Origin of the sequence: Achromobacter sp. DH1f, assembly GCF_000633435.1 — a bacterium.
Taxonomy (GTDB): Bacteria; Pseudomonadota; Gammaproteobacteria; order Burkholderiales; family Burkholderiaceae_B; genus Achromobacter; species Achromobacter deleyi.
On record NZ_AYMF01000024.1, the window covers coordinates 115,713 to 140,394 of the forward strand.

The 24,682-nt window shown below is 64.8% G+C and carries 20 protein-coding genes; 5 read left to right on the forward strand and 15 right to left on the reverse strand.

Annotated elements, in window-relative coordinates:
• Positions 1-41: 41 nt before the first annotated feature.
• The 10 genes from U858_RS0119825 to flhD all read right to left on the reverse strand — a co-directional run bounded on the left by U858_RS0119825 (position 42) and on the right by flhD (position 9,756).
• Complete coding sequence (locus U858_RS0119825; RefSeq protein WP_025138904.1) at positions 42-1,100, reverse strand: chemotaxis response regulator protein-glutamate methylesterase; 1,059 nt, start codon at positions 1,098-1,100, stop codon at positions 42-44.
• Positions 1,101-1,128: 28 nt separating this feature from the next.
• On the reverse strand, positions 1,129-1,983 hold the full coding sequence (locus U858_RS0119830) for a CheR family methyltransferase (protein WP_025138905.1): 855 nt from the start codon (positions 1,981-1,983) through the stop codon (positions 1,129-1,131).
• Positions 1,984-1,991: 8 nt separating this feature from the next.
• Positions 1,992-3,698 carry a methyl-accepting chemotaxis protein gene (locus tag U858_RS0119835; RefSeq protein WP_025138906.1) on the reverse strand — a complete coding sequence of 569 codons (1,707 nt, stop codon included), beginning with the start codon at positions 3,696-3,698 and terminating at the stop codon, positions 1,992-1,994.
• Positions 3,699-3,789: 91 nt separating this feature from the next.
• Positions 3,790-4,290 carry a chemotaxis protein CheW gene (gene cheW / locus U858_RS0119840; protein WP_025138907.1) on the reverse strand — a complete coding sequence of 167 codons (501 nt, stop codon included), beginning with the start codon at positions 4,288-4,290 and terminating at the stop codon, positions 3,790-3,792.
• 15 nt (positions 4,291-4,305) lie between these two features.
• Complete coding sequence (gene cheA, locus U858_RS0119845) at positions 4,306-6,420, reverse strand: chemotaxis protein CheA (RefSeq protein WP_025138908.1); 2,115 nt, start codon at positions 6,418-6,420, stop codon at positions 4,306-4,308.
• Positions 6,421-6,449: 29 nt separating this feature from the next.
• Positions 6,450-6,830, reverse strand: coding sequence for a response regulator (locus tag U858_RS0119850; protein WP_025138909.1), 381 nt, complete (start codon positions 6,828-6,830; stop codon positions 6,450-6,452).
• A 2-nt stretch (positions 6,831-6,832) separates the two neighbouring features.
• On the reverse strand, positions 6,833-7,822 hold the full coding sequence (motB, locus tag U858_RS0119855; RefSeq protein ID WP_025138910.1) for a flagellar motor protein MotB: 990 nt from the start codon (positions 7,820-7,822) through the stop codon (positions 6,833-6,835).
• Positions 7,823-7,833: 11 nt separating this feature from the next.
• Complete coding sequence (gene motA / locus U858_RS0119860; RefSeq protein WP_025138911.1) at positions 7,834-8,703, reverse strand: flagellar motor stator protein MotA; 870 nt, start codon at positions 8,701-8,703, stop codon at positions 7,834-7,836.
• Positions 8,704-8,820: 117 nt separating this feature from the next.
• Positions 8,821-9,402, reverse strand: coding sequence for a flagellar transcriptional regulator FlhC (gene flhC, locus U858_RS0119865; protein WP_025138912.1), 582 nt, complete (start codon positions 9,400-9,402; stop codon positions 8,821-8,823).
• A gap of 30 nt (positions 9,403-9,432) precedes the next feature.
• The gene (flhD, locus tag U858_RS0119870) at positions 9,433-9,756 is read right to left on the reverse strand and encodes a flagellar transcriptional regulator FlhD (protein ID WP_006219025.1); all 324 of its coding nucleotides are present in this window, start codon (positions 9,754-9,756) and stop codon (positions 9,433-9,435) included.
• Between the two features lie 430 nt (positions 9,757-10,186).
• On the opposite strand from flhD, the gene U858_RS0119875 reads away from it, so the two are divergent.
• The 5 genes from U858_RS0119875 (at position 10,187) to U858_RS0119895 (ending at position 16,061) form a co-directional block, all read left to right on the forward strand.
• Entirely contained in the window at positions 10,187-10,942 is a 756-nt protein-coding gene (locus tag U858_RS0119875) for an RNA polymerase sigma factor FliA (RefSeq protein WP_025138913.1), read from the forward strand.
• Positions 10,943-11,132: 190 nt separating this feature from the next.
• Positions 11,133-12,731 (forward strand): methyltransferase regulatory domain-containing protein, encoded by a 1,599-nt coding sequence (locus U858_RS0119880; RefSeq protein ID WP_025138914.1) that lies wholly within the window; start codon positions 11,133-11,135, stop codon positions 12,729-12,731.
• Between the two features lie 214 nt (positions 12,732-12,945).
• On the forward strand, positions 12,946-14,610 hold the full coding sequence (locus U858_RS0119885; protein ID WP_025138915.1) for a flagellin: 1,665 nt from the start codon (positions 12,946-12,948) through the stop codon (positions 14,608-14,610).
• 275 nt (positions 14,611-14,885) lie between these two features.
• Positions 14,886-15,755 (forward strand): hypothetical protein, encoded by an 870-nt coding sequence (locus tag U858_RS0119890; RefSeq protein ID WP_025138916.1) that lies wholly within the window; start codon positions 14,886-14,888, stop codon positions 15,753-15,755.
• Between the two features lie 111 nt (positions 15,756-15,866).
• Entirely contained in the window at positions 15,867-16,061 is a 195-nt protein-coding gene (locus U858_RS0119895) for a putative motility protein (protein WP_025138917.1), read from the forward strand.
• 110 nt (positions 16,062-16,171) lie between these two features.
• On the opposite strand, the gene U858_RS0119900 is transcribed toward U858_RS0119895, so the two are convergent.
• From U858_RS0119900 to aceE, 5 genes are all read right to left on the reverse strand, one after another.
• Positions 16,172-17,068: a LysR family transcriptional regulator gene (locus U858_RS0119900; RefSeq protein ID WP_025138918.1), complete on the reverse strand. Its 897-nt coding sequence runs from the start codon at positions 17,066-17,068 to the stop codon at positions 16,172-16,174.
• A gap of 82 nt (positions 17,069-17,150) precedes the next feature.
• Positions 17,151-17,924: an SDR family oxidoreductase gene (locus tag U858_RS0119905; RefSeq protein ID WP_025138919.1), complete on the reverse strand. Its 774-nt coding sequence runs from the start codon at positions 17,922-17,924 to the stop codon at positions 17,151-17,153.
• Between the two features lie 184 nt (positions 17,925-18,108).
• Positions 18,109-19,881: a dihydrolipoyl dehydrogenase gene (gene lpdA / locus U858_RS0119910; protein ID WP_025138920.1), complete on the reverse strand. Its 1,773-nt coding sequence runs from the start codon at positions 19,879-19,881 to the stop codon at positions 18,109-18,111.
• Between the two features lie 12 nt (positions 19,882-19,893).
• A complete protein-coding gene (aceF, locus tag U858_RS0119915) occupies positions 19,894-21,561 on the reverse strand; it encodes a dihydrolipoyllysine-residue acetyltransferase (protein WP_025138921.1) in 1,668 nt (555 codons plus the stop codon).
• A gap of 12 nt (positions 21,562-21,573) precedes the next feature.
• Positions 21,574-24,282, reverse strand: coding sequence for a pyruvate dehydrogenase (acetyl-transferring), homodimeric type (gene aceE / locus U858_RS0119920; protein ID WP_025138922.1), 2,709 nt, complete (start codon positions 24,280-24,282; stop codon positions 21,574-21,576).
• Between the last annotated feature and the right edge of the window lie 400 nt (positions 24,283-24,682).

A 24,682-nucleotide genomic window follows, 5' to 3' on the forward strand; every position in this document is an offset into this window, starting at 1 on the left:
CAAAAGAAATGTGCTTGAGACCGATCGGGGAGACGTCCGCGTCAAACGCGGTGCCCCCGGTCGCCCAGGCGAGTCAGAATGCGCTCACTCATCGCCGACAGCGGCACCACTTCGTCAGCCGCGCCTATCGCGATAGCCTCCCGGGGCATGCCGAAGACCACGCAACTGGCTTCATCCTGCGCAATGGTGTGGGCGCCGGCACGGTGCATGGCCAACATGCCGGCCGCTCCGTCCTTGCCCATCCCGGTCAGGATGACGCCGATGGCGTTCTTGCCCGCTGCCACGGCGGCGGAATTAAACAGTACGTCCACCGACGGGCGGTGGCGATTGACGGGTTCGCTGGCGTCCAGCTCGATCACGTAGTTGGCGCCGCTGCGGCCCAGCCGCATGTGCGTGTCGCCGCCCGGCGCCAGGTAGACGTGGCCGGGCAGCACGCGCTCACCGTGCACGGCCTCGCGCACCGTCACCGCGCACAGCGCATCCAGGCGCTGCGCGAACGATCGCGTGAAGCCGGCCGGCATGTGCTGCGTGATGAGAATGGCGGGGCTGTCCGGCGGCAAGGGCTGCAACACCTCGCGGATGGCTTCCGTGCCGCCCGTGGACGCGCCCACGATGACCAGCTTTTCCGAGCTGGACAGCGGCCGGCGCAACATCGGCGACGGCGCCGGCGGCGCCGCGTGCGGGCTGGGTGCGCGCAGCTTGGCGCGCGAGGCCGCGCGGATCTTGTCGGCGATCAGTTCCGTGTATTCCAGCAGCCCGTCGCGGATGCCCAGCTTGGGCTTGGTCACGAAATCGATGGCGCCCAGTTCCAGGGCGCGCAGCGTGATTTCGCCGCCGCGTTCGGTCAGCGACGACACCATCACCACCGGCATTGGCCGCAGGCGCATCAGCTTTTCCAGGAAATCCAGCCCGTCCATGCGGGGCATTTCCACGTCCAGCGTCAGCACGTCCGGGTTGTGCTTCTTGATCAGTTCGCGCGCCACCAGCGGGTCCGGCGCGGTCGCGACGACCTCCATGTCCGGCTGGCTGTTGATGATCTCGGTCATCAGCCCCCGCACCAGCGCGGAGTCGTCCACACATAACACTCTTATTTTTTGCATTGTTTTGCCGCCTCAGTCTCACGTAGCTTTACGCACGACCCGCGCATTCATACACGGTCTGCCCGCGCAGACGGAAATCCCGACTGATGTAGGTGAAGTTCTCGGAATGGCCCGCAAACAGCAGGCCGCCCGGCTTGAGCAGCGGAACAAAGCGCTCAAGAATCTTCGCCTGGGTCGGTTTATCGAAATAGATCATCACGTTGCGGCAGAAGATCACATCGAACTTTTCGCTGATCGGCCAGGAGGGCGCCAGCAGGTTCAACGTCTCGTACCGCACCATGTCCGCAATCTCGGGCCGCACCCGTACCTGGCCCTCGTTGGCGCCGCGGCCCTTCAGGAAGAACCGCTTGAGCCGGCTGTCTTCCATCTTGGCCACGCGCTCGGCCGGATAGACCGCCGTGCGCGCCCGATTCAACACATTGGTGTCGATGTCGGTCGCCAGCACCGAGCAGCCGCTGGCCCGGGCGCCCAGCGCCTCGGCCAGGGTGATGGCGATGGAATACGGTTCTTCGCCGGTCGACGCCGCACAGCACCACACCGACACGGGGCCGCCGCGCTTTTGCGCGAAATCGGCCAGGATCGGGAAATGATGCGATTCGCGGAAAAACGCCGTCAGGTTGGTCGTCAAGGCATTGACGAAATCTTCCCATTCGGCCGCGTCGGGCTCGTTTTCAAGCTGGTCCAGGTAACTGCCGAAGTCCTGCCGGCCCAGCGCCCGCAGGCGTCGCGCCAACCGGCTGTAGACCATTTCGCGCTTGTGCGTGCCCAGCGAAATGCCGGCACGCGCGTGGATCATCTTGCGCACGCGGGTGAAATCCGCGTCGCGAAAATCGAATTGGCGGTCCACCGAAATGGACGGCGCCGTGTTTGCTGCTGTCGCCACCACTGCCCTCAGTGTCCAAGGGCAAGCGCATCGGGCGCTTGCAACCGCGAATCATCCCCAGGCGCCGCGCGCCCCGCGGACAGCCGGTGCGCCGGCACTTCGATGACTTCACCCGCATTGATCTTGAAGACGGCCACGGCCTCGGCCAGGCGCTGCGCCTGTTCCTGCAGCGAGCCGGCCGCGGCAGCGGCCTCTTCCACCAGCGCCGCGTTCTGCTGCGTCACTTCGTCCATCTGCGAGACCGCGCGGTTCACCTGGTCGATGCCGCTGGACTGCTCCTCGGACGCCGCCGAGATCTCGCCCATGATGTCCGTCACGCGCTTCACCGACGCCACGATTTCCTGCATCGTCGCCCCGGCGCGTTCGACCTGCTGCGAACCGGCGCCCACCTTGGTCACCGAGTCCTCGATCAGGCCCTTGATCTCCTTGGCCGCCTGCGCGCTGCGCTGGGCCAGCGAGCGCACTTCGCCCGCCACCACCGCAAAGCCCTTGCCCTGCTCGCCCGCACGGGCCGCTTCCACCGCCGCATTCAGCGCCAGGATGTTGGTCTGGAAGGCAATGCCGTCGATGACGGACACGATTTCCGAGATCTTGCGCGAGCTGGCCGAAATGCCGTGCATGGTGTTGACCACCTCGGCCACGGCGGAACCGCCGCGCTCGGCCACGTCCGACGCGCTGGCCGCCAGCTGGTTGGCCTGGCGCGCGTTGTCGGCGTTCTGCTTCACGGTCGAGGCCAGTTCTTCCATCGATGCCGCGGTTTCTTCCAGCGACGCCGCCTGCTGCTCGGTACGGCTGGACAGGTCCGTATTGCCGGCCGCGATCTCGTGCGAGCCGACGTTGATTTCATCCACGCCGCGGCGCACCGACGCCACCGTGCGGGTCAGGCTTTCCTGCATGCGCTTGAGCGCGGCGAACAGCTGGCCGATCTCGTTGGTGTTGCGGGCGTCGACGCGGGCGGTCAGGTCGCCGCCGGCAATGCGGTCAAAGTGATGGCCGGCTTCCTTCAGCGGCTGCAGCACGCGGCGGCGCAGGAACACGTAGGTGGCGAACACCAGCAGCGCGGCGATCACGCCGCCGGCGCTGACGGCCAGCAGCACGAACTGGTAGCGCACCTGCGCCACTTCATGGGCGTCCAGCATCTTGCTGGCGCGCCAGAAATCAAAACCTTCGACGGCGCGGGCAAAGCGCCCTTCCAGCGCGTCCTGCACCTTCTGCACCTGCGACTGGTAGGCCGGCATGTCGGCCTTTTCCAGCGCGGCGGTCAGCGGCGTCAACCCTTGCTGCACCAGTGCGGTGTACGAATCCTCGACCTCTTTCAACGACTCTGCCGCTTCCGGGGGCTTGGGCAGCGTCTTGAAGAAATCGAATTCGGCCTGGCCCTTGTTCATCGATGCCTTGGCGCGTTCCAGCAGGCCGGCGGCCTCGCTGGACAGGCCTTGCGTCAAGAGCGTGGGCTGGCCGACGCTGCGCACGATGTCGGCGTAGTTGGCCGCGGCCGATCGACCCAGGCCGTTCAGGGTGTCTTTATAGCTGGACACGACACGGCCCACCGCGTCGTCCAGTTCCTGCGATTGCTTGATTTCCGCCAGGGTGCCGTTGCTGATGCGCAGCGACAGCACGCCAAGCGCCGCTCCAATCACCAACATGAATGAGAAGAACGCCAGCACCCACAACAGGCTGCTGCGTATCGTCATGTTCGCGAAAAACTTGCGCATCACAAGAACCACTCCTGACTGCCATCGTTAAGGAAAGCGCCATATTGGTTCAATATGGCGCGCTCATCTCACAGGATTGCAACCGCTCCGATCAGGAGGCGGCCTTCTCCACCAATGCCATTTCGTCGCTGGTCATCATCTTTTCGATGTCGACCAGGATCAGCATGCGTTCGTCGACCGTACCCAGGCCCGTCAGGTATTCCGTGGACAGCGTGGCGCCGAACTCGGGGGCCGGACGGATCTGGCCGGCGTTCAGCATCAGCACGTCCGACACACCGTCGACCACGATGCCGACGACGCGGCGGTCCAGGTTCAGGATGATGACAACGGTCTGCTCGTTGTATTCGACGCTGCCCAGGTTGAACTTGATGCGCAGGTCCACGATCGGCACGATGATGCCGCGCAGGTTGGTCACGCCCTTGATGAACGGCGGGACGTTGGCGATGCGGGTCACCGTGTCGGCGTCGTAGCCGCGGATTTCCTGCACCTTCAGGATGTCGATGCCGTACTCTTCGTCGCCCAGCGTAAACACCAGGAACTCGTTGCCGACATCTTCATTGCGCGCGGCTTGCGCTTGCGGTTTGGCTGCCATGGGGCTATTTCTCCATCAATTCAGAATGGCTTCGGGCTGCGACCAACGCTCACGGTTGGCGCGCGCAAGCGCAAATACGTCGACAATCAGCGCCACACTGCCATCGCCCAGGATGGTGGCGGCGGAAATGCCGGGGACCTTGCGGTAATTCGATTCCAGGTTCTTGACCACCACCTGGTGCTGGCCGATCAGGTGATCCACCAGCAGCGCGAAACGGCGGTCTTCGGCCTGCATGATGACCGCGATGGCCTGGGTCGGGTCGGTCTGCGCCGAGCCGACCGAGAACACGCGGTGCATTTCCACCAGCGGCAGGTATTCGCCGCGCACATGCATCACGCGCTCGTTGCCGGCCACGGAATAGATCTGGTCGTTGGACGGCTGCAGCGATTCGGTCACGTGGTTCAGCGGCAGGATGAAGGTTTCTTCGCCCACCCGCACCGACATCCCGTCCAGGATCGCCAGCGTCAGCGGCAGCACGATGCGCGTGGTGGTGCCGTTGCCCGGCTCGCACGACAGCTGCACGTGGCCGCCCATGTCCTGGATGTTGCGTCGCACCACGTCCATGCCCACGCCGCGGCCCGAGATATCGGTGACCTTTTCGGCGGTGGAAAAACCGGGCGCGAAGATCAGCTGCCAGATTTCGTCGTCCGGCGAATTCTCATTGACCGGCAGCCCCTGGGCCATGGCCTTCTTCAGGATCTTCTCGCGGTTCAGGCCGGCGCCGTCGTCACTGACTTCGATGACGATGTTGCCGCCGTTGTGCTGGGCCGACAGCACCAGCTGGCCGACCGGGTCCTTGCCTGCGGCGACGCGCTTTTCAGGCGTCTCGATGCCGTGGTCCAGGCTGTTGCGCACCAGGTGGGTCAGCGGATCGATGATGCGTTCGATCAGGCTCTTGTCCAGCTCGGTGGCTCGGCCATAGGTCTGCAGTTCGATCTGCTTGCCCATCTTGCCGGCAATGTCGCGCACCAGGCGCGGAAAGCGGCTGAACACGTAGTCCATCGGCATCATGCGGATGGACATCACGGCTTCCTGCAGGTCGCGCGCGTTGCGCTCGAGCTGCTCCATGCCGTTGAGCAGGCGGTCGTGCAGCACCGGGTCCAGCGTGGACGCGGTCTGGGCCAGCATGGCCTGGGTGATGACCAGTTCGCCGACCAGGTTGATCACCTGGTCGACTTTTTCCACGCCCACGCGGATCGAGGTCGATTCCTTGTCGGCATGGGCGGGCGCGGCGGCGCGGCTGGTGCGTGCGGCCTGCGAGATGGCTTCGGCCGCCGCGGCGGATTCGGCCACGGCCGGCGCGGCCGCGGCTTGCGGGGCGGCCTCTACCGGGGCCGCCGCCACCGGGGCGGCTGCGGCCGGCTCGGCCGCTGCCGGCGCCGCTGCAGCAGGCGCGGCTTCACGGGCGATGTTCAGTTGGTCGGCATCGACGATGAAGCAGCACACCGCTTCGATATCGTCCGGCGTGCAGGTGCTGTCCACCCACACTGTCAGCACGCCGTTGGCGCGCTCGCTGGCCTTGACCTGGCCCAGGTTGCCCATTTCTTCCAGCAACGACGCGGCGTCCTTGTCGGACACCTTGGTGATGCGCACGCGCAGCGGCAGGCCGGCGCTGTCGGCGGCCGGAGCAGCCGGGGCGGCTTCAGCCACCGGTTCGGGCGCAGCCTGCACCGGCGCGGGTGCGGGCGCGGCAACGGGGGCCGGAACGGGCGCCGCGGCGGCAGGGTCCTTCTGCTCCAGGGCGAGCTGCCTCAAGACCGCGCAGATGCGTTCAAACACGGCTTCATCGGGCTCTTCGGAGGCCCGGTAGGCATCCAGTTGGCTTTTGAGCACGTCTTTCGTTTCCAAGAAAATATCAATCATGTCCGTGCGCAGCGCCATTTCGCCGCGGCGGATCGCGTCCAGAAGGTTTTCCAGCAGATGGGTCGTGCACGCCAGCTGCGTGAAGCAGCCGAACGTGGCCGCGCCGCCCTTGATCGAGTGGGCCGCGCGGAAAATGGCATTGAGCTGCTCGATGTCGGGCGCGCCCACGTCGAGCTCGAGCAGAAGCTGCTCCATTTGCGCGAGCAGCTCGTCTGCCTCGTCGAAAAAGGTCTCGTAAAACTGACTGAGGTCCAAACCAGAACTCATGACCCGTACGCCTTCATAAATGAACTTGCTTACGCGCCGGACTGCTCATCGAGCAATTCGGACGCCAATTCCACCAGCACATCGGGGTCGACCGGCTTGGAAAGCCAGCCACAAACGCCCAGATCCCGAGCGGCCATCTTGCTATCCACATCGTCTTCGGTGGTCAGCACCAGCACTGGCACATCCAGGTACTGGTCCTGCTCACGCAAACCCTGGATCAGCTCCAGGCCGCCCATCACAGGCATGTTCCAGTCGCTGACCACCAGGTCCACCGGATGGCGCTTGGCCATCTCCAGCGCTTCCTGGCCGTTGCCGGCCGTCAGCACCTTCCACCCCGCGCCCGTCAGCGTCGCCTGCACGATCATTCTCATCGTCGCCGAGTCGTCCGCCACCAGAATCGTTGCCGCCATTGCTATCGAGCCCCTTCGGCTTGCGGCGTTGCCGCCGTTTCGCCTTGCTTGGTTGCCGTCGTGGCCTGGGCGGCGGCTTGCACCGCCTCCACGGCCGTTCCAACCTCGCGGGCATCCTTGGCGCTCACGTCCGCTGCGGCGGCGTTCTCGTTTTCGATGCGCCGCTGGGTGCTCTGGTTGAGCACCACTAGGCTGATACGTCTATTAACGGCCGCATACGGATCATCTTTAACCAGACTCATGCTGGAAGACAGACCCTGGATGCGCATGACCTTGCTTTCGTTCATGCCGCCGGCCACCAATTCCTGGCGCGACGCGTTGGCGCGGTCGGCCGACAGCTCCCAGTTGCTGTAGGCGCGCTCGCCCCGGGCGTACTGTGACGCGTCCGTGTGACCAGAGATGCTGACCTTGTTGGGCAGCTCGTTCAGAACCGGCCCCAATTCGCGCAGGATGTCGCGCATATAGGGCTGCACCTCGGCGCGGCCGGTCGCGAACATCGGGCGGTTCTGGTTGTCGATGATCTGGATGCGCAGGCCTTCGGTGGTCAGGTCGATCAGCAACTGCGGCCGGAAGCTTTTCAGGACCGGGCTGTTCTCGATGACGTTTTCCAGGCGCTTCTTGAGGTTTTCCAGGCGGTGCTGGTCGCGCCGCTCGGCGTCGCCCATGGGCTGGGCCTCGACCCGGTTGCCCTGGGCGCGGCGCACATCGCCGTCGTTGCGCAAGGGGTCGCGCCCGCCGCCGGGCACCGCGCTGGTCTCGGCCGAACTGCTGGGGCCGCCGGTCAACGCCACGCGCAGCGGCATGCGGAAGTATTCCGCGATGCCCTTCAGTTCTTCGCGCGGCACGATGCTGATCAGCCACATCACCAGGAAAAACGCCATCATCGCGGTGATGAAGTCGGCGTAGGCAATCTTCCAGCTGCCGCCGTGGTGTCCGCCGCCGTGGACCTTCTTGCGGCGGATCACCACACGGTGGTTGTTTACCGTGCTCATGGCCCGCTCCGTCAGGCCTTGGCGGTCGACTTGGTCTGCCGGACGTGCTCTTCCAGCTCACCGAAGGTCGGACGCACGGACGAGAACAGCACCTTGCGGCCGAATTCCACCGCCAGTTGCGGCGGGTAGCCGTTCATGCTGGCCAGCAGCGTGGTCTTGATGCATTCCAGCACTTTCATGGCTTCGTCCGAACGGCGTTCGACGCGCGAGGCCATCGGGCCGACAAAGCCGTAAGCCAGCAAAATGCCCAGGAAGGTACCGACCATGGCCTTGGAGATCAGGTCGCCCAGGATGGCGGGCGGCTGGTCCACGGCGGCCAGCGCCTTGATCACGCCCAGCACCGCGGCCACGATGCCGAAGGCCGGCAGGCCGTCGGCCATCTGCTTGAGCGCATTGGCAGGCACTTCGCGCTCGTGGCGGTAGGTCTCGATTTCCTCGTCCATGAGCGTTTCGATTTCGAACGAGCTCATGTTGCCGCTGATCATGATGCGCAGGTAGTCCGTGATGAACTCCATGAGCTTGGCGTCTTTGGCGATACGAGGGTATTCACTGAAGATCGGGCTGGACGCCGGATCCTCGATATGCGATTCGATGGCCATCAGGCCTTCGCGCCGCGCCTTGTTCAGCAGCACGTACAGGAGCGCCATCAGCTCCATGTAGACGTCCTTGCCGTAGCGCGAGCTTTTCAGCATGTCGGGCAGCGCGCTCTTGACCAGCATCAAGGACTTCTTGCTGTTGCTGGCCAGGAAGGCGCCGAAGGCGGCGCCAAAGATCAGCGTGAGTTCGAACGGCTGGTAAAGCGCGCCCAAGTGGCCGCCCAGCGCTATGAAGCTGCCGACGACCGACACGATCACCACGAGAAAACCGATAACAATCAACACATCAGGCCCCTGCCAACGAAGTCTAAAACCGGCGTCAATGATCCCCTGTTCCCCCCGACCCAAAAAGGCGGGTTACGGGGAGTTTTCCAGGGCTTTTGATGTATTTGGACGCGCCGCTCAGGAGCGGGCGGCGTCCACGGCGGGTGCGGGACGGCTGCCGGCGCGGGCTTTGGCCGCAGCGCGGGTCTTGCCCGCCCGGGGTGGCGGGCGGCAGATCGCGCACACGAAATCCGACTGCGGATCATGCGCGTGCGCAATGAAATGGCCGCCGCACTGGCGGCAGGCGGACAGCTGCAGCATGCCGCTGTCGAAAAAGCGCACCAGCATCCATGCACGCGTGAAGCTCAGCACGGGTTCGGCGGATTCGGCGTTGTCCACGCCGGCGTTTTCGAGGTACAGGCGATACGCGTCGATGATGGCGCGGATGCCTTTGCTGCTGGTGCGTGCATTCAGGAACGAATACACGTTATAGAAGAGCGAGGAATGGATGTTCGGCAGCCAGGTCATGAACCAGTCGACCGAAAACGGCAGCATGCCCTTCGGTGGCGAGCAGCCGCGTATTTCGCGGTACAGGCGTGCCAGGCGGTCGTGGCTCAGGCTGGTTTCAGCCTCAAGCACCTGCAGCCGCGCCCCCAGCGTGATCATGGAGCTGGCAAGCAGGATGTCATCCGCTTCCTGCGAAACGCTCTTGGTGGCCATTACACGTGTCCCAGTGGGGTCGACAGGCCGTCAGGCCAGTTCTTCAACAGGTTGCTTGGCCAGCAGGATCGTCGCGTGCGCTTGCTGCAGCGCGCCGCCCAGCACATCATGCGTCAGTGCGGACAGCAGGCTGTAGTCGTCGAAACGGAAACGGCACAGGAGCGAACTGGAGCTGGCCAGCTTCACCAGCTGAGCCGGAGAAAGACGCATCAGGATATCGGCAACTTCGTTGCTGAAACCCAAGCGGAACATCGATGCAGCATAGTCATCGCGCAGCATGCGCTGTGCGAGCAATAGATAAGACAGATTCACTTCGCGAATATCTGCCAGCAAAGAATTTTCGACTTGTTGCACGCCCGACTCCCTATTCCCTATCCCACCGAAGGGGCTTGATAACCAAGGACAATTCGCAACATTGTTGCGCCCTGCCCGCTGCATCCTGTTTTAATGCGAAATGTATCATTTGTTCGCAATTTAAGTAAAATTTACCACAGGTCATGTCATTTTCTATGACTTATATGACAAATCTTTGTTGATATTGCGCAACTCGTGACTTTAGATACACCTTGACATAGAAATCCCTGACAAATCTACGTCAATTTGCCAAATAAGCATTCAAAACGTTGCGTACTTTAAGGAATGAAATAACGGCTTTTGCCGACAATGACACCTTGCCGATCACAGAATCTTGGTAGCTTTAGCGCAGCCGCGCGTTTGTCGACAATGTCGCAAATTGACAACAATCGACGATGCGTCACGATGGACACCGCCCGACATTCCCGCAATGCCCCACGCAGATGACAGCTTGGTCGAATATGCCCCGCTAGTGCGGAAGCTGGCCCTGCAATTGCTCGCCCGGCTGCCGGCCAGCGTCGAACTGGACGACCTGATCCAAGCCGGCATGATCGGCCTTCTGGACGCCGTGCGGCGTTACCAGGAAACCGCCGACGCGCAGTTCGAAACCTACGCCACCACCCGCATCCGCGGCGCCATGCTCGATGAGCTGCGCGGCCAGGACTGGCTGCCGCGCAGCGTGCGCGCCAAGGCCCGCAAGATCGAACAGGCCATCCAGCAACTGGAACAGCGCCTGATGCGCGCCCCCACCGAGGCCGAGATCGCGCAGCAGCTGGACATGCCGCTGAACGAATACCAGACGCTGCTGCACGACGCCCAGGGCGTGCAGATCGTGCACTACGAAGATTTCGCCACCGAGCCCGACGCCGCTTCGGGCCAGACCGACTGGACCGCCACGCTGAACCACGGCTCGGCCGGCGGCAATCCGCTGGATTCGCTCCTGGCCGGCGATTTCCGCCAGGCGCTCATCCACGCCATCGACACCCTGCCCGACCGCGAAAAGCTGCTCTTGTCGCTGTGCTACGAGCAGGGCCTGAACCTGAAGGAAATCGGCGCGATCATGAACGTGACCGAGGCCCGCGTCTGCCAGCTGCGCTCGCAGGCCACCGCCCGCATCCGCGCCAAGCTGCGCGAGCAGGCCTGGCAGGATTTGCCCCAGGAAGGGCAGATCGCGCAGATCATCTAGGCGCCTGGACCACAGGCCAGGCAGAGCGCGACCGCCTGCCCGCCCGGGCCGCTGAAACCCGGGCTCTTTCCACCCTTTTTCGACCCTTCCAGGCTGGCCGCCCGCTGATACGCTGTCAGCCTGTTATTGCCATTGCCTACGCGCGCGACCAGGCCGCCCGTTTTGTGGCGGCCTCGACACGGACCCCGAGATGACCCAACCCGATCTGCTCAACCAGGCGATTTCCGACGCCTACGACGAAACCCCCTACACGTCCAACGCCCTCTCGCAGACCGCGCCGGGACACTTGCGGGCGGTCGCGCACTTGTACGGCCTGGACTCCGCGCCGCTGGCGCGGGCGCGCGTGCTGGAGCTGGGTTGCGCCGCCGGCGGCAACCTGATCCCGTTCGCGGTCGCGCATCCGGATGCCGAGGTCATCGGCATCGACCTGTCGCCCGAGCAGATCAACGCCGGGCGCGAACTGGTCGAGCGGCTGGACGTGCGCAACCTGGACCTGCGCGCCCTGAGCATCACCGACATCGACGACAGCCTGGGCAAGTTCGACTACATCATCTGCCACGGCGTCTTCAGCTGGGTGCCCCCGGTCGTGCGCGAAGCCATCCTGCGCGTCTGCCGCGACAACCTGGCGCCCGAAGGCATTGCCTTCATCAGCTACAACACCTATCCAGGCTGGAAAGCGTCGGACATCTTGCGCGACGCGATGCAGTTGAACAGTTTCTCGGCCACCTCCCCGGCCGAGAAACTGAAAAAGGCCAAGGAAATGCTGGGCCTGCTGGAACATGGCCTGTCGCCCAATAATCCGATGCGCGAGGCGATTCGCCAGGCCGCGCATACGCTGAGCCAGCAGCCTGACCATTATCTTTTCCACGAATACCTGGAAATGATCAATTCGCCCTGCTATTTCCTGGAGTTCGTCGCCAGCATCCAGCAGGCCGGCCTGGCCTACGTCAGCGACGTGCAACCCGAAGGCTCCTTCGCCTCGAATTACGGCGACGCCACGGCCCAGGCGCTGGCCGCCATGTCCGCCGATGCCGACCGCATCATGCGCGAGCAATACCTGGACTTCGCGGTAGGCCGGCAATTCCGCCAAAGCCTGCTGGTGCACGCGGACCGGGCCGACCAGATCCGTGAGCGCCCCGAGGCGGGCCACTTCGCGTCGATGCATGTGTCTGCCCAACTGCAACCCGAGACCGAACGCGACCGCCACAATCCCGGTTTCCGGCATTTCCGCACGCCGGCCAACACGGGCCTGGCCACCCAGGACCCGGCATTGATCGCGCTGATCGAAGCGCTGCTGGAACAATGGCCCGCGCCGATCCCGTTCGAGCAGGCCCTGGCCATCGCCGCCACCAAATCGACGCAGACCGGAGCGGCCCTGGAACATGCCACGCTGTTGCATCTGATTACACTGATGAATTGCGGCGCCCTGCGCTATCGCCGCGAACCCGTGGGCTATGGCAACGACTCGGCCAAGCCCCGCCTGATTCCGGGCGCGCGAGAACTGATCATTGCCGCCAGCGAAAAGACCCTGCAGGTCGGCCACTACAACCTGTGGCACCAATGGGTGAACCTGAGCGCCGACCCGGCCACCCGCTACGTCGCCGCCCTGCTCGATGGCACATTGACGCAGGCGGAAGTCCGCACGCAGTTGCGCGACGCGCTAACCTCCGGCCGCCTTGCTCATCCGGACGGCCTGGCGCTCAAGGGCGCCCGCAATGTCGACCCGGTCGCGCAGGAATTACTGATGCGCGTCCTTGGCGGCCTGCGCATCGGCGGCATCTTGCTGTAATCCTCGCCATTCCTCTCGTTCTACATTCATGCGAATGGACGAGAGGAATGGAAAAAAATGCGACTTTCGCGAATTAGCCCTAAAGATTGATTTGGCAATGCCGTAATCCTGGCAACGGACGAACTTGAAAGCAACTAAGTCAGTTCTTCACGTTACAGTTGGGCGGCTCAGCTGCCCGGTTTGAAGAAGCCTTTCTCTCCTTGGGAGCTTAAACATGGCTGCAGTTATCAATACCAACTACTTGTCGCTGGTTGCCCAGAACAACCTGAACAAGTCCCAATCCGCCCTGGGTACCGCCATCGAGCGTCTGTCGTCCGGCCTGCGCATCAACAGCGCCAAGGATGACGCCGCCGGTATGGCCATTGCCAACCGCTTCACCGCGAACGTCAAGGGTCTGACCCAAGCCGCCCGCAACGCCAACGACGGCATCTCGCTGGCCCAGACGACGGAAGGCGCCGCTGGCGAAATCAACACCCACCTGCAACGCGTTCGCGAACTGACGGTGCAAGCCGGCAACGGCAACTACTCGCAAGAGCAGTTGAACTCGATGCAAGATGAAATCAAGCAACGCTTGGACGACATCAACCGCATCTCCGAACAAACCGACTTCAACGGCGTGAAGGTTCTGTCGGGCAACGCCAAGCCGCTGACGCTGCAAGTCGGCGCCAACGACGGCGAAACGATCACCCTGAACCTGTCGGAAATCAGCGTCAAGACGCTGGGTCTGGACGGCTTCAACGTGAACGGCACCGGCGTGACGAACAACCGCACCGCCACCGTGTCCGACCTGCAAGCTGCTGGCGGCACCGCTGTCGGCAACGACTGGACCGTGAACACCACCCACGCTGCCGCGACCGCTGATCAAGCGTTCGGCAAGCTGGAAAACGGCAACACCGTCGCTGTGGGCGGCACGACCTACACGTACGATGCCGCCAACGGCAACTTCACGTTCCAGAACAAGACCGCTGACGCCGCCGCGCTGACCAAGCTGGCCACGTCGCTGACCCCGGCCACCGGCACCGCCACCGGCACCTACGCCAACAAGGGCTCGGCCGCAACGACGTTCGAAGTCGACTCGGCTGGCAAGGTCACCATCGGCGGCAAGGCTGCCTACCTGGCCACCACCGGCGAACTGTCGACCAACGACCCGACCGGCGCTGCTACGCAAGCCACGCTGGACAACGTCCTGACCGCTACCAGCAAGGCAGCCGTCGGTGGCGCCAGCGTCTCGATCGGCGGCAAGACGTTCAACAGCAGCGGCACCGCTGGCGTCGTGACGTACACCGACACGGTCTCCAAGGATGCTCTGCTGGCCACGTTCAAGGCCGGCGCTGCTGGCAGCACGATCAACCTGGGCCAAGGCATCACCGCCGCGACCCTGACGTTCACGACCGGCACCTCGACCGACACGTGGGTTGACGGCAAGGGCAACTTCACCCGCACCCAGACGTACAGCACCGTGTACAACGTTGACCCCAACACGGGCAAGGCGACGGTCAAGAGCGGCACGGGCACGGGCGACTACGCTCCCAAGGTTGGCGCTACCGCCTACGTCAGCGCCTCGGGCCAACTGACCACGGACACGACCAGCAAGGGCGACAAGACCGCCGACCCGCTGAAGACGCTGGACGCCGCCTTCACCAAGCTGAACAAGCTGACCGGCGAACTGGGCGCTGTGCAAAACCGTCTGGAATCGACCGTTGCCAACCTGAACAACGTCGTGAACAACCTGTCGGCCGCCCGCTCGCGTATTCAAGACGCGGACTACGCCACGGAAGTGTCGAACATGTCGAAGGCTCAGATCCTGCAACAGGCTGGTACCTCGGTTCTGGCGCAAGCCAACCAAGTGCCGCAAACCGTTCTGTCGCTGCTGCGTTAATCACGCCGCAACGTCCGACGGTTGGGTCGGACAGGCCGCAAGGCCTGCTCCACCCGCCTTCGCACCAGGTCCTTCGCACCTGGTCGCAACCCAAGCCGGCGCAAGCCGGCTTGTTTTTTTGTGCGAGGCCGTCGCAGCGATTCGCCAGCGCGCCCGCTTCCTCCCGGCGAATCAACGCCAAGCCCCCCTTTTTCCCAGCTATTCGTGATTTGCCTGTCTTGGCACTTCCCGCATAATTGCCGTCGCACGCCTTTTGTATCCATATCTTTCGCAACATGACCGCCACGCCTCCCGATCCACTCGCTACGCAGCACGACAGCACTACGGATCCCCACGACGCGGAGCCGGAGGATGCGCAGACTCAGCAGTTGCGCGAAGAAAACCGCGCGCTGCGGGAGCTGCTGGCGGCGCAAGTGCAGGCTTCACTGCCGCGCCCCAGCCTGGCCAGGCGCCTGGCCTGGTGGCTGATCAGCGCCCCGGGCGCCGCCCTGGTCGGCTGGCGCAGCCTGCTGGGCCGGGAAGATGCCGAGCCCATGACGGGCAAACGGGTGGGTTACGCCACATTGACGGTTCTGTACACGCTGGCGATCTACGGCGCCCTGGTGCTGCTGGTGGTGTCCTGGAGCACGCCCAACGCCGCGCGCTCCGGCGTGAACGCGGCCGGCCCCGTGCGGGTGCCGCTGCAATCGCCCCCTGCGCCCGGCGCGGACGCTGCGCCCAAACCGTCCGATCCGGCAGAGACCCGCGAACCGGCGCCGGTGGTGGGCGCTGTGGATGATCGCGTAAAGGCGGAAACCCCAACGGAAGCCCCGACCGAGCCCGCCGCCGCCCCGCCCACGTCGGCCCCCACCGATACGAGTGATACCGACGCCCCTGCGACGGCGAACGCGCCCGCAGCGGACGCCCCCACCCCGCGTGAACCGGCCGCCGCCCCCGCCGCCACGGCCCCTAAATCCACACTGCGCATCACCGAGATTCCCGCCGAGAACCCCCACGCCTGGGTCGACACCCTGAAGGCGGAACTGGCGCGCTGCGCCACGCTGGGCTTTTTCGAGCGGCCGGACTGCGCCTGGGCCGCACGCAAGCTGTTCTGCGGCGCGAATCACGGCTGGGGCGCGATCAAGGAATGCCCGATCCAGCAATGAAATCGCCAGACGGCGTGCGGTAAAACGTTGCCCCGCCCGCACGAAGCAGGCGATAATCGACTCACCCTTGCCGGCTCCCGCCCGGCATGCATGCCACCAGGACACCCCGCCATGGATCTTTCCGTCAACAACACCGTCAACACCGGCCTGGCCATGCGCGACGCGCAACTGATGGCGGAAATCCAGGCGCGCGTCACCAAGAAAGCCATCAACGCGCAGGCCGACACCGTCGCCACGCTGATGCAATCGCTGCCGGTGGTCGCCATCGACGGCACGCTGGGCACGCGCATCAACACGCAGGCGTAATACCCGCCGCGCTCTCGCCGCCACGCGGCGGCGCCCACGCGCTCGAGAGGCGCAGCTCGCCTTCCTACAGCCTGCCTCGCAGGCTTTTCTGCCCTGCATTCCGTCCGCCCTCAGGCGTCCAGGTGCTTGCGCATCAGTTCCTCGAACCATTCCAGAAATACCGCCAACCGGCGTGAGCGCTGCCGCCGGTGCGGATACAGCAGCGTCACCGGCATGGCCGCGGCGCGGTGGGCCGGCATGACGTCGACCAATTCCCCCGCGTCCAGCAGGTGCTGCACGTCGAAGCGCGGGATCTGGATCAGCCCCAGGCCCGCCAGGCAGCACGCAATATAGCTTTCGGCGTTGTTCACCACCACGCGGCTGGGCAGCGCGATAGCCGGGCCGGCGGCGATGTCCCAGGGCAGTTCGCGGCCCGTCGTGGGCGACGCGTAGCCCACCATCCAGTGTCCCTGCGCCAGGTCCTCGGGCGTGAGCGGCACGCCCTGTTCGCGCAAATAGGCCGGGCTGGCGCAATTGACCAGGGCAATGCGGCCCAGCGGCCGCGACACCAGGCTGCTGTCGTGCAGCGCGCCGATGCGCACCGCGCAGTCGACGCCTTCCTGGATCAGGTCGATGGCGCGGTCGCTGGACCCCAGCGCCAGCTGCAAGCGGGGATGGCGGCGCAGCAACCCCGGCAGCGCCGGGGCCACCAGCCGCCGGGCGATGCGGCTGGGCACGTCCACATTCAGGCGTCCGGCCACCTGGCGCGCGCTCTGCTGGAACAGGTGGTCGATCTCTTCCACCTCGGCCAGCAGCGGCCGCAGGCGTTCCAGCAACTGGGCGCCGTCGGCGGTCAGGCGCACCTGGCGCGTGGTCCGGTGCAGCAGCCGCACGCCCACCTGGGTTTCCAATTGCTGGATGGCCGCCGATACGGAGGCGCGCGGCAGCTCCAGCGCATTGGCGGCCTTGATGAAACTGCCCATCTCCGCCACCTGCGCGAAGACGCGGTACTGCTCGAATCTGTCCATACCCGTTCCGGCGTGTTCCGGCGGCACGGTGCCGCCGGGCTCAGCATAGCCGGTCCGTCTGCCGGCCCGCTGCCCCCGCCGCTTACTTGGTGGTGTAGCCGCCGTTGATCAGGATGGTCTGCCCCGTGATCCACCAGCCGTCGCTGACCAGGTGGCGGATGAACGGCACCACGTCTTCGATGTCGGTCAGGCCGGTCTTGGAAAATGGCGACAGCGCAGCGGCGGTCTTGTGATACGCCACCGCATCGGCGCCTTCGGCCGGATAGAAGAACGGCGTGTCCATCGGGCCCGGGCCCACCGCCGTCACCGAGATGCCGCGGGCGCCGAACTCCTTGGCCGCGGCACGGGTGTAATGCTCGACCGGCGCCTTGCTGCCGGCATAGGCCGCGTAGAACGGCGTGAAGGCGCCCAGCAGGGACGTCACCAGGGTGCAGACCTTGCCGTTGTCATTCACATGCCGGCCCGCCTCTTTCAGGAAGAAGAACGCCGACTTGGCGTTGACGGCAGCCATCTCGTCGTACTCGGCCTCGCTGATCTCGGCCAGCGGCTTCTTGAGCACCTTGCCGACCGTGTTGATGGCGATGTCGGGGCGGCCCACCGCGGCCACGGCATCGGCAAACAGCTTTTCGACGGCGCCCGCCGTGCTCAGGTCGGCCCGCAACGCCACCGCCTTGGCCCCGGCGGCCTCGATGGCGGCCACCGTGGCGTCGGCGTCCGGCTTGGATGCGGCGCTGTTGTAGTGGATGACGACGGCGCGGGCGCCTTGCGTAGCCAGGTCGCGGGCGATCAGACCGCCCAGGTTCTTGGCGCCACCGGCGATCAGCGCGACTTTGCCTTTGATGGAATGGTCTGCCATGGAAAATCTCCTGCATCGGTAAGGGGAGATTCGATTCTAGGCAGCCGCCCCGCCGGAATCAGCCCGCTGGCGCGGGATGGATTATCCAGAAAAACGTCCCAATGAAAACAGCCCGGCGGGGAAGATCCCCGCCGGGCTGCGTTGCGTTGGCCAGGCCGGACCGAAGTCCGGCACACGCCGCGGCTTACTTCTTCTTCATGGGCGGCAGGTCGGTGCAGACGCCTTCGGCCACTTCGGCCGCCATGCCCACCGATTCACCCAGCGTCGGGTGCGGGTGGATGGTCTTGGCGATGTCGATGACATCCGCGCCCATTTCCACGGCCAGCGCCACTTCGCTGATCAGGTCGCCAGCGTGGGTACCCACGATGCCGCCGCCCAGGATGCGATGCGTCTCGGCGTCGAACAGCAGCTTGGTGAAGCCTTCGTCGCGGCCGTTGGCGATGGCGCGGCCCGAGGCAGCCCACGGGAACACGCCCTTCTCGACCTTGATGCCCTGCTTCTTGGCTTCGTCTTCGGTCAGGCCGACCCACGCCACTTCCGGATCGGTGTAGGCCACCGACGGAATCACGCGGGCGTCGAAGAACGACTTCTGGCCGGCGGCCACTTCGGCCGCCACGTGGCCTTCATGCACGGCCTTGTGCGCCAGCATGGGTTGGCCGACGATGTCACCGATGGCGAAGATGTGCGGCACGTTGGTGCGCATCTGGCGGTCGACCTCGATGAAACCGCGGTCGGTCACGGCAATGCCCGCCTTGTCGGCGCCGATCTTCTTGCCATTGGGGCTGCGGCCCACGGCCTGCAGCACCAGGTCGTAGCGCTGCGGCTCTTTCGGCGCGCCCTCGCCTTCGAAGGTGACGTAGATGCCGTCTTTCTTGGCTTCCGCGCCGACCGTCTTGGTCTTGAGCATGATGTTGTCGAAACGGCCGGTGTTCTTCTTTTGCCAGACCTTGACCAGGTCGCGGTCGGCGCCCTGCATCAGGCCGTCCAGCATTTCCACGACGTCCAGGCGCGCGCCCAGCGTGGAATACACCGTGCCCATTTCCAGGCCGATGATGCCGCCGCCGATGATCAGCATCTTCTTGGGGATTTCACGCAGCAGCAACGCGCCGGTGGAATCGACGATGCGCTCGTCGGCGGGCAGGAACGGCAGCTTCACCGACTGGCTGCCGGCGGCGATGATGGCCTGCTTGAAGCGGATGGTCTGCGACTTGCCGTCGGCGCCCTTGACCGCCAGGTGGTTGGCGTCGGCGAACTCGCCCACGCCCGTCACCACGGTCACCTTGCGCGCCTTGGCCATGCCGGCCAGACCGCCGGTCAGCTTGGCGACCACGCTGTCCTTGTAGCCGCGCAGCTTGTCCAGGTCGATCTTGGGTTCGCCGAAGCTGATGCCGTGGGCAGCCAGCTCGCGCGCTTCGTCGATGATGGCGGCGTTGTGCAGCAACGCCTTGGACGGGATGCAGCCGACGTTCAGGCAAACACCGCCCAGGGTGGCGTAGCGTTCGACCAGGACCACGGACAGGCCCAGGTCGGCGGCGCGGAAGGCGGCCGAATAGCCGCCAGGGCCGGCGCCCAGCACCAGCACGTCGCATTCGGAATCGGCCGAACCCTTGTAGGTGGCGGCAGCGGGAGCCGGTGCGGCGGCGGCCTTGGGAGCCTCTGCCTTCGGGGCCTCTGCCTTGGGCGCGTCGGCCTTGGCAGCCGGCGCGGCGGCGGCGTCCGAGGCTTCGACCTCGAGCACCACGGCGCCCTCGGCGACCTTGTCGCCCACCTTCACGGCGATCGACTTGACCACGCCACCCTGCGAGGCCGGGATTTCCATCGAGGCCTTGTCGGATTCGACGGTGATCAGGCTTTGCTCGGCCTTGATCGTATCGCCCACGGCGACCAGCACTTCGATGACTTCGACTTCCTTGAAGTCACCGATGTCCGGCACTTTGATTTGAACGGTATTGCTCATAGGGCTCCCCGTTTACAGCGCGATGCGGCGGAAGTCGGCCAGCAAGGCGCCCAGATAGGCGTTGAAGCGGGCAGCCGAGGCGCCGTCGATGACGCGGTGGTCATAGGACAGCGACAGCGGCACGATCAGGCGCGGCACGAACTGCTTGCCGTCCCAGACGGGCTTGTGCGCCGAACGCGACACGCCCAGGATGGCCACTTCGGGCGCGTTGATGATCGGCGTGAACGACGTGCCGCCAATGCCGCCCAGCGACGAGATCGAGAAGCAGCCGCCCTGCATGTCGGCGGGCGAGATCTTGCCGTCGCGCGCTTTCTTGGACAGGTCGGTCATTTCCTGGGCGATCTGCAAAATGCCCTTCTTGTCGGCATCGCGGATCACCGGCACCACCAGCCCGTTGGGCGTATCGGCGGCGAAACCGATGTGGTAGTACTGCTTGAGCACCAGGTTGTCGCCATCCAGCGAGGCGTTGAACTCGGGGAATTTCTTCAGGGCCGCCACCACGGCCTTGATCAGGAAAGCCAGCATCGTGACCTTGATGCCCGACTTCTCGTTTTCCTTGTTCAGCGTGACGCGCAGCGCTTCCAGGTCGGTGATGTCCGCTTCGTCGTTGTTGGTGACGTGCGGGATCATGACCCAGTTGCGGTGCAGGTTCGCGCCGGAAATCTTCTTGATGCGCGACAAGGGCTTGGCTTCGACCGGACCGAACTTGGTGAAGTCGACCTTGGGCCACGGCAACAGGCCCAGCGCGGCGCCGTCGGCCGAACCACCGGCGGCGGCAGGCGCGGCCGACGACGACAGGGCCTGCTTGACGAAGGCGCGCACGTCCTCGGCGGTGATGCGGTCTTTGGGACCGGAACCCTTGACGCGGCTGAGGTTCACCCCCAGTTCGCGGGCGAACTTGCGCACCGACGGCGATGCGTGCGGCAGCTGGCCGGGCTTGAGGTTGGCGTCTTCCAGCGCGGCGGCCGGGGCCGGGCGCGAGGCGGGCGCGGCCGGGGCGGCTTCCGTCCTGGCTTCGGCCTTCGGGGCGGCAGCGGCTTCGGTCTTGGTGGCAGAAGCAGTAGCAGCTGCAGCGGCAGGCGCGCTGCCTTCCACCACGACCACGATCGAGCCCTTGGCGACCTTGTCGCCAACCTTGACCTTCACTTCCTTGACCACGCCGCCTTGCGAGGCGGGAATTTCCATCGAGGCCTTGTCGGACTCGACGGTGATCAGGCTTTGCTCGGCCTTGATGGTGTCGCCCACGGCGACCATGACTTCGATGACTTCCACTTCCTTGAAGTCGCCGATGTCCGGCACTTCGATCTCGATCGGGCCGCTGGCGGCGGCCGGCGCGGCCGCTTGCGCCTTGGCGGCGGGCGCAGCGGCGGCAGCCTGCTTGGGCGCGTCCTTGGCTTCGGCCTTGGGGGCTTCTTCCTTGGCGGCCGGCGCGGCAGCGTCCGATGCTTCCACTTCGAGCACCACGGCGCCTTCGGCGACCTTGTCGCCGACCTTGACCGTGATCGACTTCACCACCCCGCCCTGCGAGGCGGGGATTTCCATCGAGGCCTTGTCGGACTCGACGGTAATCAGGCTCTGCTCGGCCTTGATCGTGTCGCCCACCGCCACCAGCACTTCAATGACTTCCACTTCCTTGAAGTCGCCGATGTCGGGAACCTTGATTTGCACGACGTTGCTCATGTCTCTTTACCCTCAGGCGTATTGCGGGTTGGCTTTGTTCGGATTGATGCCGTACTTCTTGATGGCTTCGGCCACCTTGGCAACCGGCACCTTGCCTTCGTCGGCCAGCGCGCGCAGCGCGGCGACCACGACGAAGTGGCGATCCACTTCGAAGTGCTCACGCAGCTTGGCACGGAAATCCGAGCGGCCGAAACCGTCGGTACCCAGCACCTTGTATTCGCGGCCCTTGGGCACGAACGGGCGGATCTGGTCGGCGAACAGCTTCATGTAGTCGGTCGACGCGATGATCGGGCCTTCCGTCTTGGCCAGCTGCTCGGTGACGTAGGCCACCTGGGGCTTCTTCTCGTCGGGGTGCAGCATGTTGTGGCGCTCGGCGTCCAGGCCGTTGCGGCGCAGCTCGGTGAAGCTGGTGACGCTCCAGAGGTCGGATGCCACGCCCCAATCGGCTTCCAGCAGCTCTTGCGCGGCCATGACTTCGCGCAGGATCGTGCCCGAACCCATCAGTTGCACGCGGTTCTTGCCCTTGCCGTGCGACTTGAGCTTGTACATGCCCTTGATGATGCCTTCCTCGTCGCCCTGGGTCAGACCGGGCTGCGGGTAGTTTTCGTTCATCACCGTCAGGTAGTAGTAGACGTTTTCCTGGTCTTCCACCATGCGCTTCAGGCCATGCTGGATGATGACGGCCAGTTCATGGCCGAACGTCGGGTCGTACGAGACGCAGTTGGGGATGGTCGAGGCCAGGATATGGCTGTGGCCGTCTTCGTGCTGCAGGCCTTCGCCGTTCAGCGTGGTGCGGCCCGCGGTGCCGCCCAGGAGGAAGCCGCGCGCCTGCATGTCGCCGGCAGCCCAGGCCAGGTCGCCGATGCGCTGGAACCCGAACATCGAGTAGTAGATGAAGAACGGGATCATGATGCGGTTGTTCGAGGAGTACGACGTGGCCGCCGCAATCCAGGAGCTCATCGCGCCCGCTTCGTTGATGCCTTCCTGCAGGAGCTGGCCGTCGGCCGCTTCCTTGTAGTACATGACCTGGTCCTTGTCGACCGGGGTGTACTTCTGGCCTTCCGGCGCGTAGATGCCGATCTGGCGGAACAGGCCTTCCATGCCGAAGGTACGCGATTCGTCGGCCAGGATCGGCACGACGCGCGGACCCAGTTCCTTGTCGCGCAGCACCTGGTTCAGGATGCGCACGAAAGCTTGGGTGGTGGAGATCTCACGGCCTTCGGCGGTGGGTTCCAGCACGGCCTTGAAGGCTTCCAGGGCGGGCGCCTTCAGTTGCTCGTCGGCCTTGGCGCGGCGGCGCGGCAGATAGCCGCCCAGCGCGGCGCGGCGCTCGTGCAGGTACTTCATTTCGGGCGAATCTTCGGCCGGCTTGAAGTACGGCAGATCGGCCAGCTGGTCGTCCGGGATGGGGATGCCGAAGCGGTCGCGGAATTCGCGGATCGAGTCCAGTTCCAGCTTCTTTTGCTGGTGGGTCGGGTTCTTGGCCTGGCCCACGTGGCCCATGCCGTAGCCCTTGATGGTCTTGGCCAGGATGACGGTCGGCTGACCGGTGTGGCTGGTCGCGGCGTCGAACGCGGCAAAGACCTTGTGGGGATCATGGCCGCCGCGGTTCAGGCGCCAGATGTCTTCGTCGCTCATGCGCGACACGGCTTCGAGCAGCTTGGGGTGCTTGCCGAAGAAGTGCTCACGGACGAACTTGCCGTCGTTGGCCTTGTACGCCTGGTACTCGCCATCGACGGTGTCTTCCATGATCTTGCGCAGGATGCCTTCCTTGTCGTGCGCCAGCAGCGGGTCCCAGTAGCCGCCCCAGATCAGCTTGATGACGTTCCAGCCCGAACCGCGGAAGTCGCCTTCGAGTTCCTGGATGATCTTGCCGTTGCCGCGCACCGGGCCGTCCAGGCGCTGCAGGTTGCAGTTGACGACGAAGATCAGGTTGTCGAGCTTTTCGCGGGCCGCCAGGGCGATGGCGCCCAGCGACTCGGGTTCGTCCATTTCGCCGTCGCCGCAGAACACCCAGACCTTGCGGTTGCTGGTGTCGGCGATGCCGCGGGCGTGCAGGTACTTCAGAAAGCGGGCCTGGTAGATGGCCATCAGCGGGCCCAGGCCCATCGACACCGTGGGGAACTGCCAGAAGTCGGGCATCAGCTTCGGATGCGGGTACGACGACAGGCCCTTGCCGTCCACTTCCTGACGGAAGTGGTTCAACTGCTCTTCGGTGAGGCGGCCTTCAAGGTAGGCGCGGCCATACATGCCGGGCGAGGTGTGGCCCTGGAAGTAGACCAGGTCGCCGCCGTGGCCTTCGGCTTCGGCGTGCCAGAAGTGGTTCTGGCCGCAGCCGATCATGGTGGCCAGCGAGGCGAACGACGCGATGTGGCCGCCCAGGTCGCCGCCGTCCGGCGGGTTGTGCTTGTTGGCCTTGACCACCATGGCCATGGCGTTCCAGCGCACGTACGAACGAATGCGCGATTCCAGTTCCAGGTTGCCCGGATGCGCGGGCTCCAGGCCCGGGGGAATCGTGTTGACGTAAGCGGTATTCGGCGAGAACGGGATGTGGGCGCCGGAGCGACGGGCTTCGTCGATCAGGCGTTCCAGCAGGTAATGTGCGCGCTGCGGTCCTTCGCGATCAAGGACTGCCGCCAGGGCTTCGAGCCACTCCTGGGTTTCAAGGGTGTCTTCGTCGTTGGCAGCCTGCACGGCGCCAGCCTGGGCGAAAGAGGACATCGTGTGTCTCCTGTTGGGGTTCGTTCGTGACCACACCCGCTTATTTGATCTACTCGCGGACACGCCATGGTAGCTGGGATCATCCGGGCTACCCTGCCATGCATGGGTCGGGGTGTTGTGCTAGAGACCGGCTACTAGATGAGCGGTATCTCTCTATCAGCCGGCATTCTAAGAAAGAAGATTAACCGGTCGCAAGGAAAATTTCATGTTGCGGTACGGCATTTCATAATGCGAAAATATGAACGCAAGCTGAAAAGGAGGAGAGCCACTTTTTTAGCCGATCTCCTGGTTCGCGGGCTTGATTCCCGGCAATTCCGTTCCGACACGCATTAAAATGCCCCCCACGCCGCGCCTTCGGCTTGCTGCCCCCGCGGGGTCGTTTTCATCTTGAGGCGGCTCG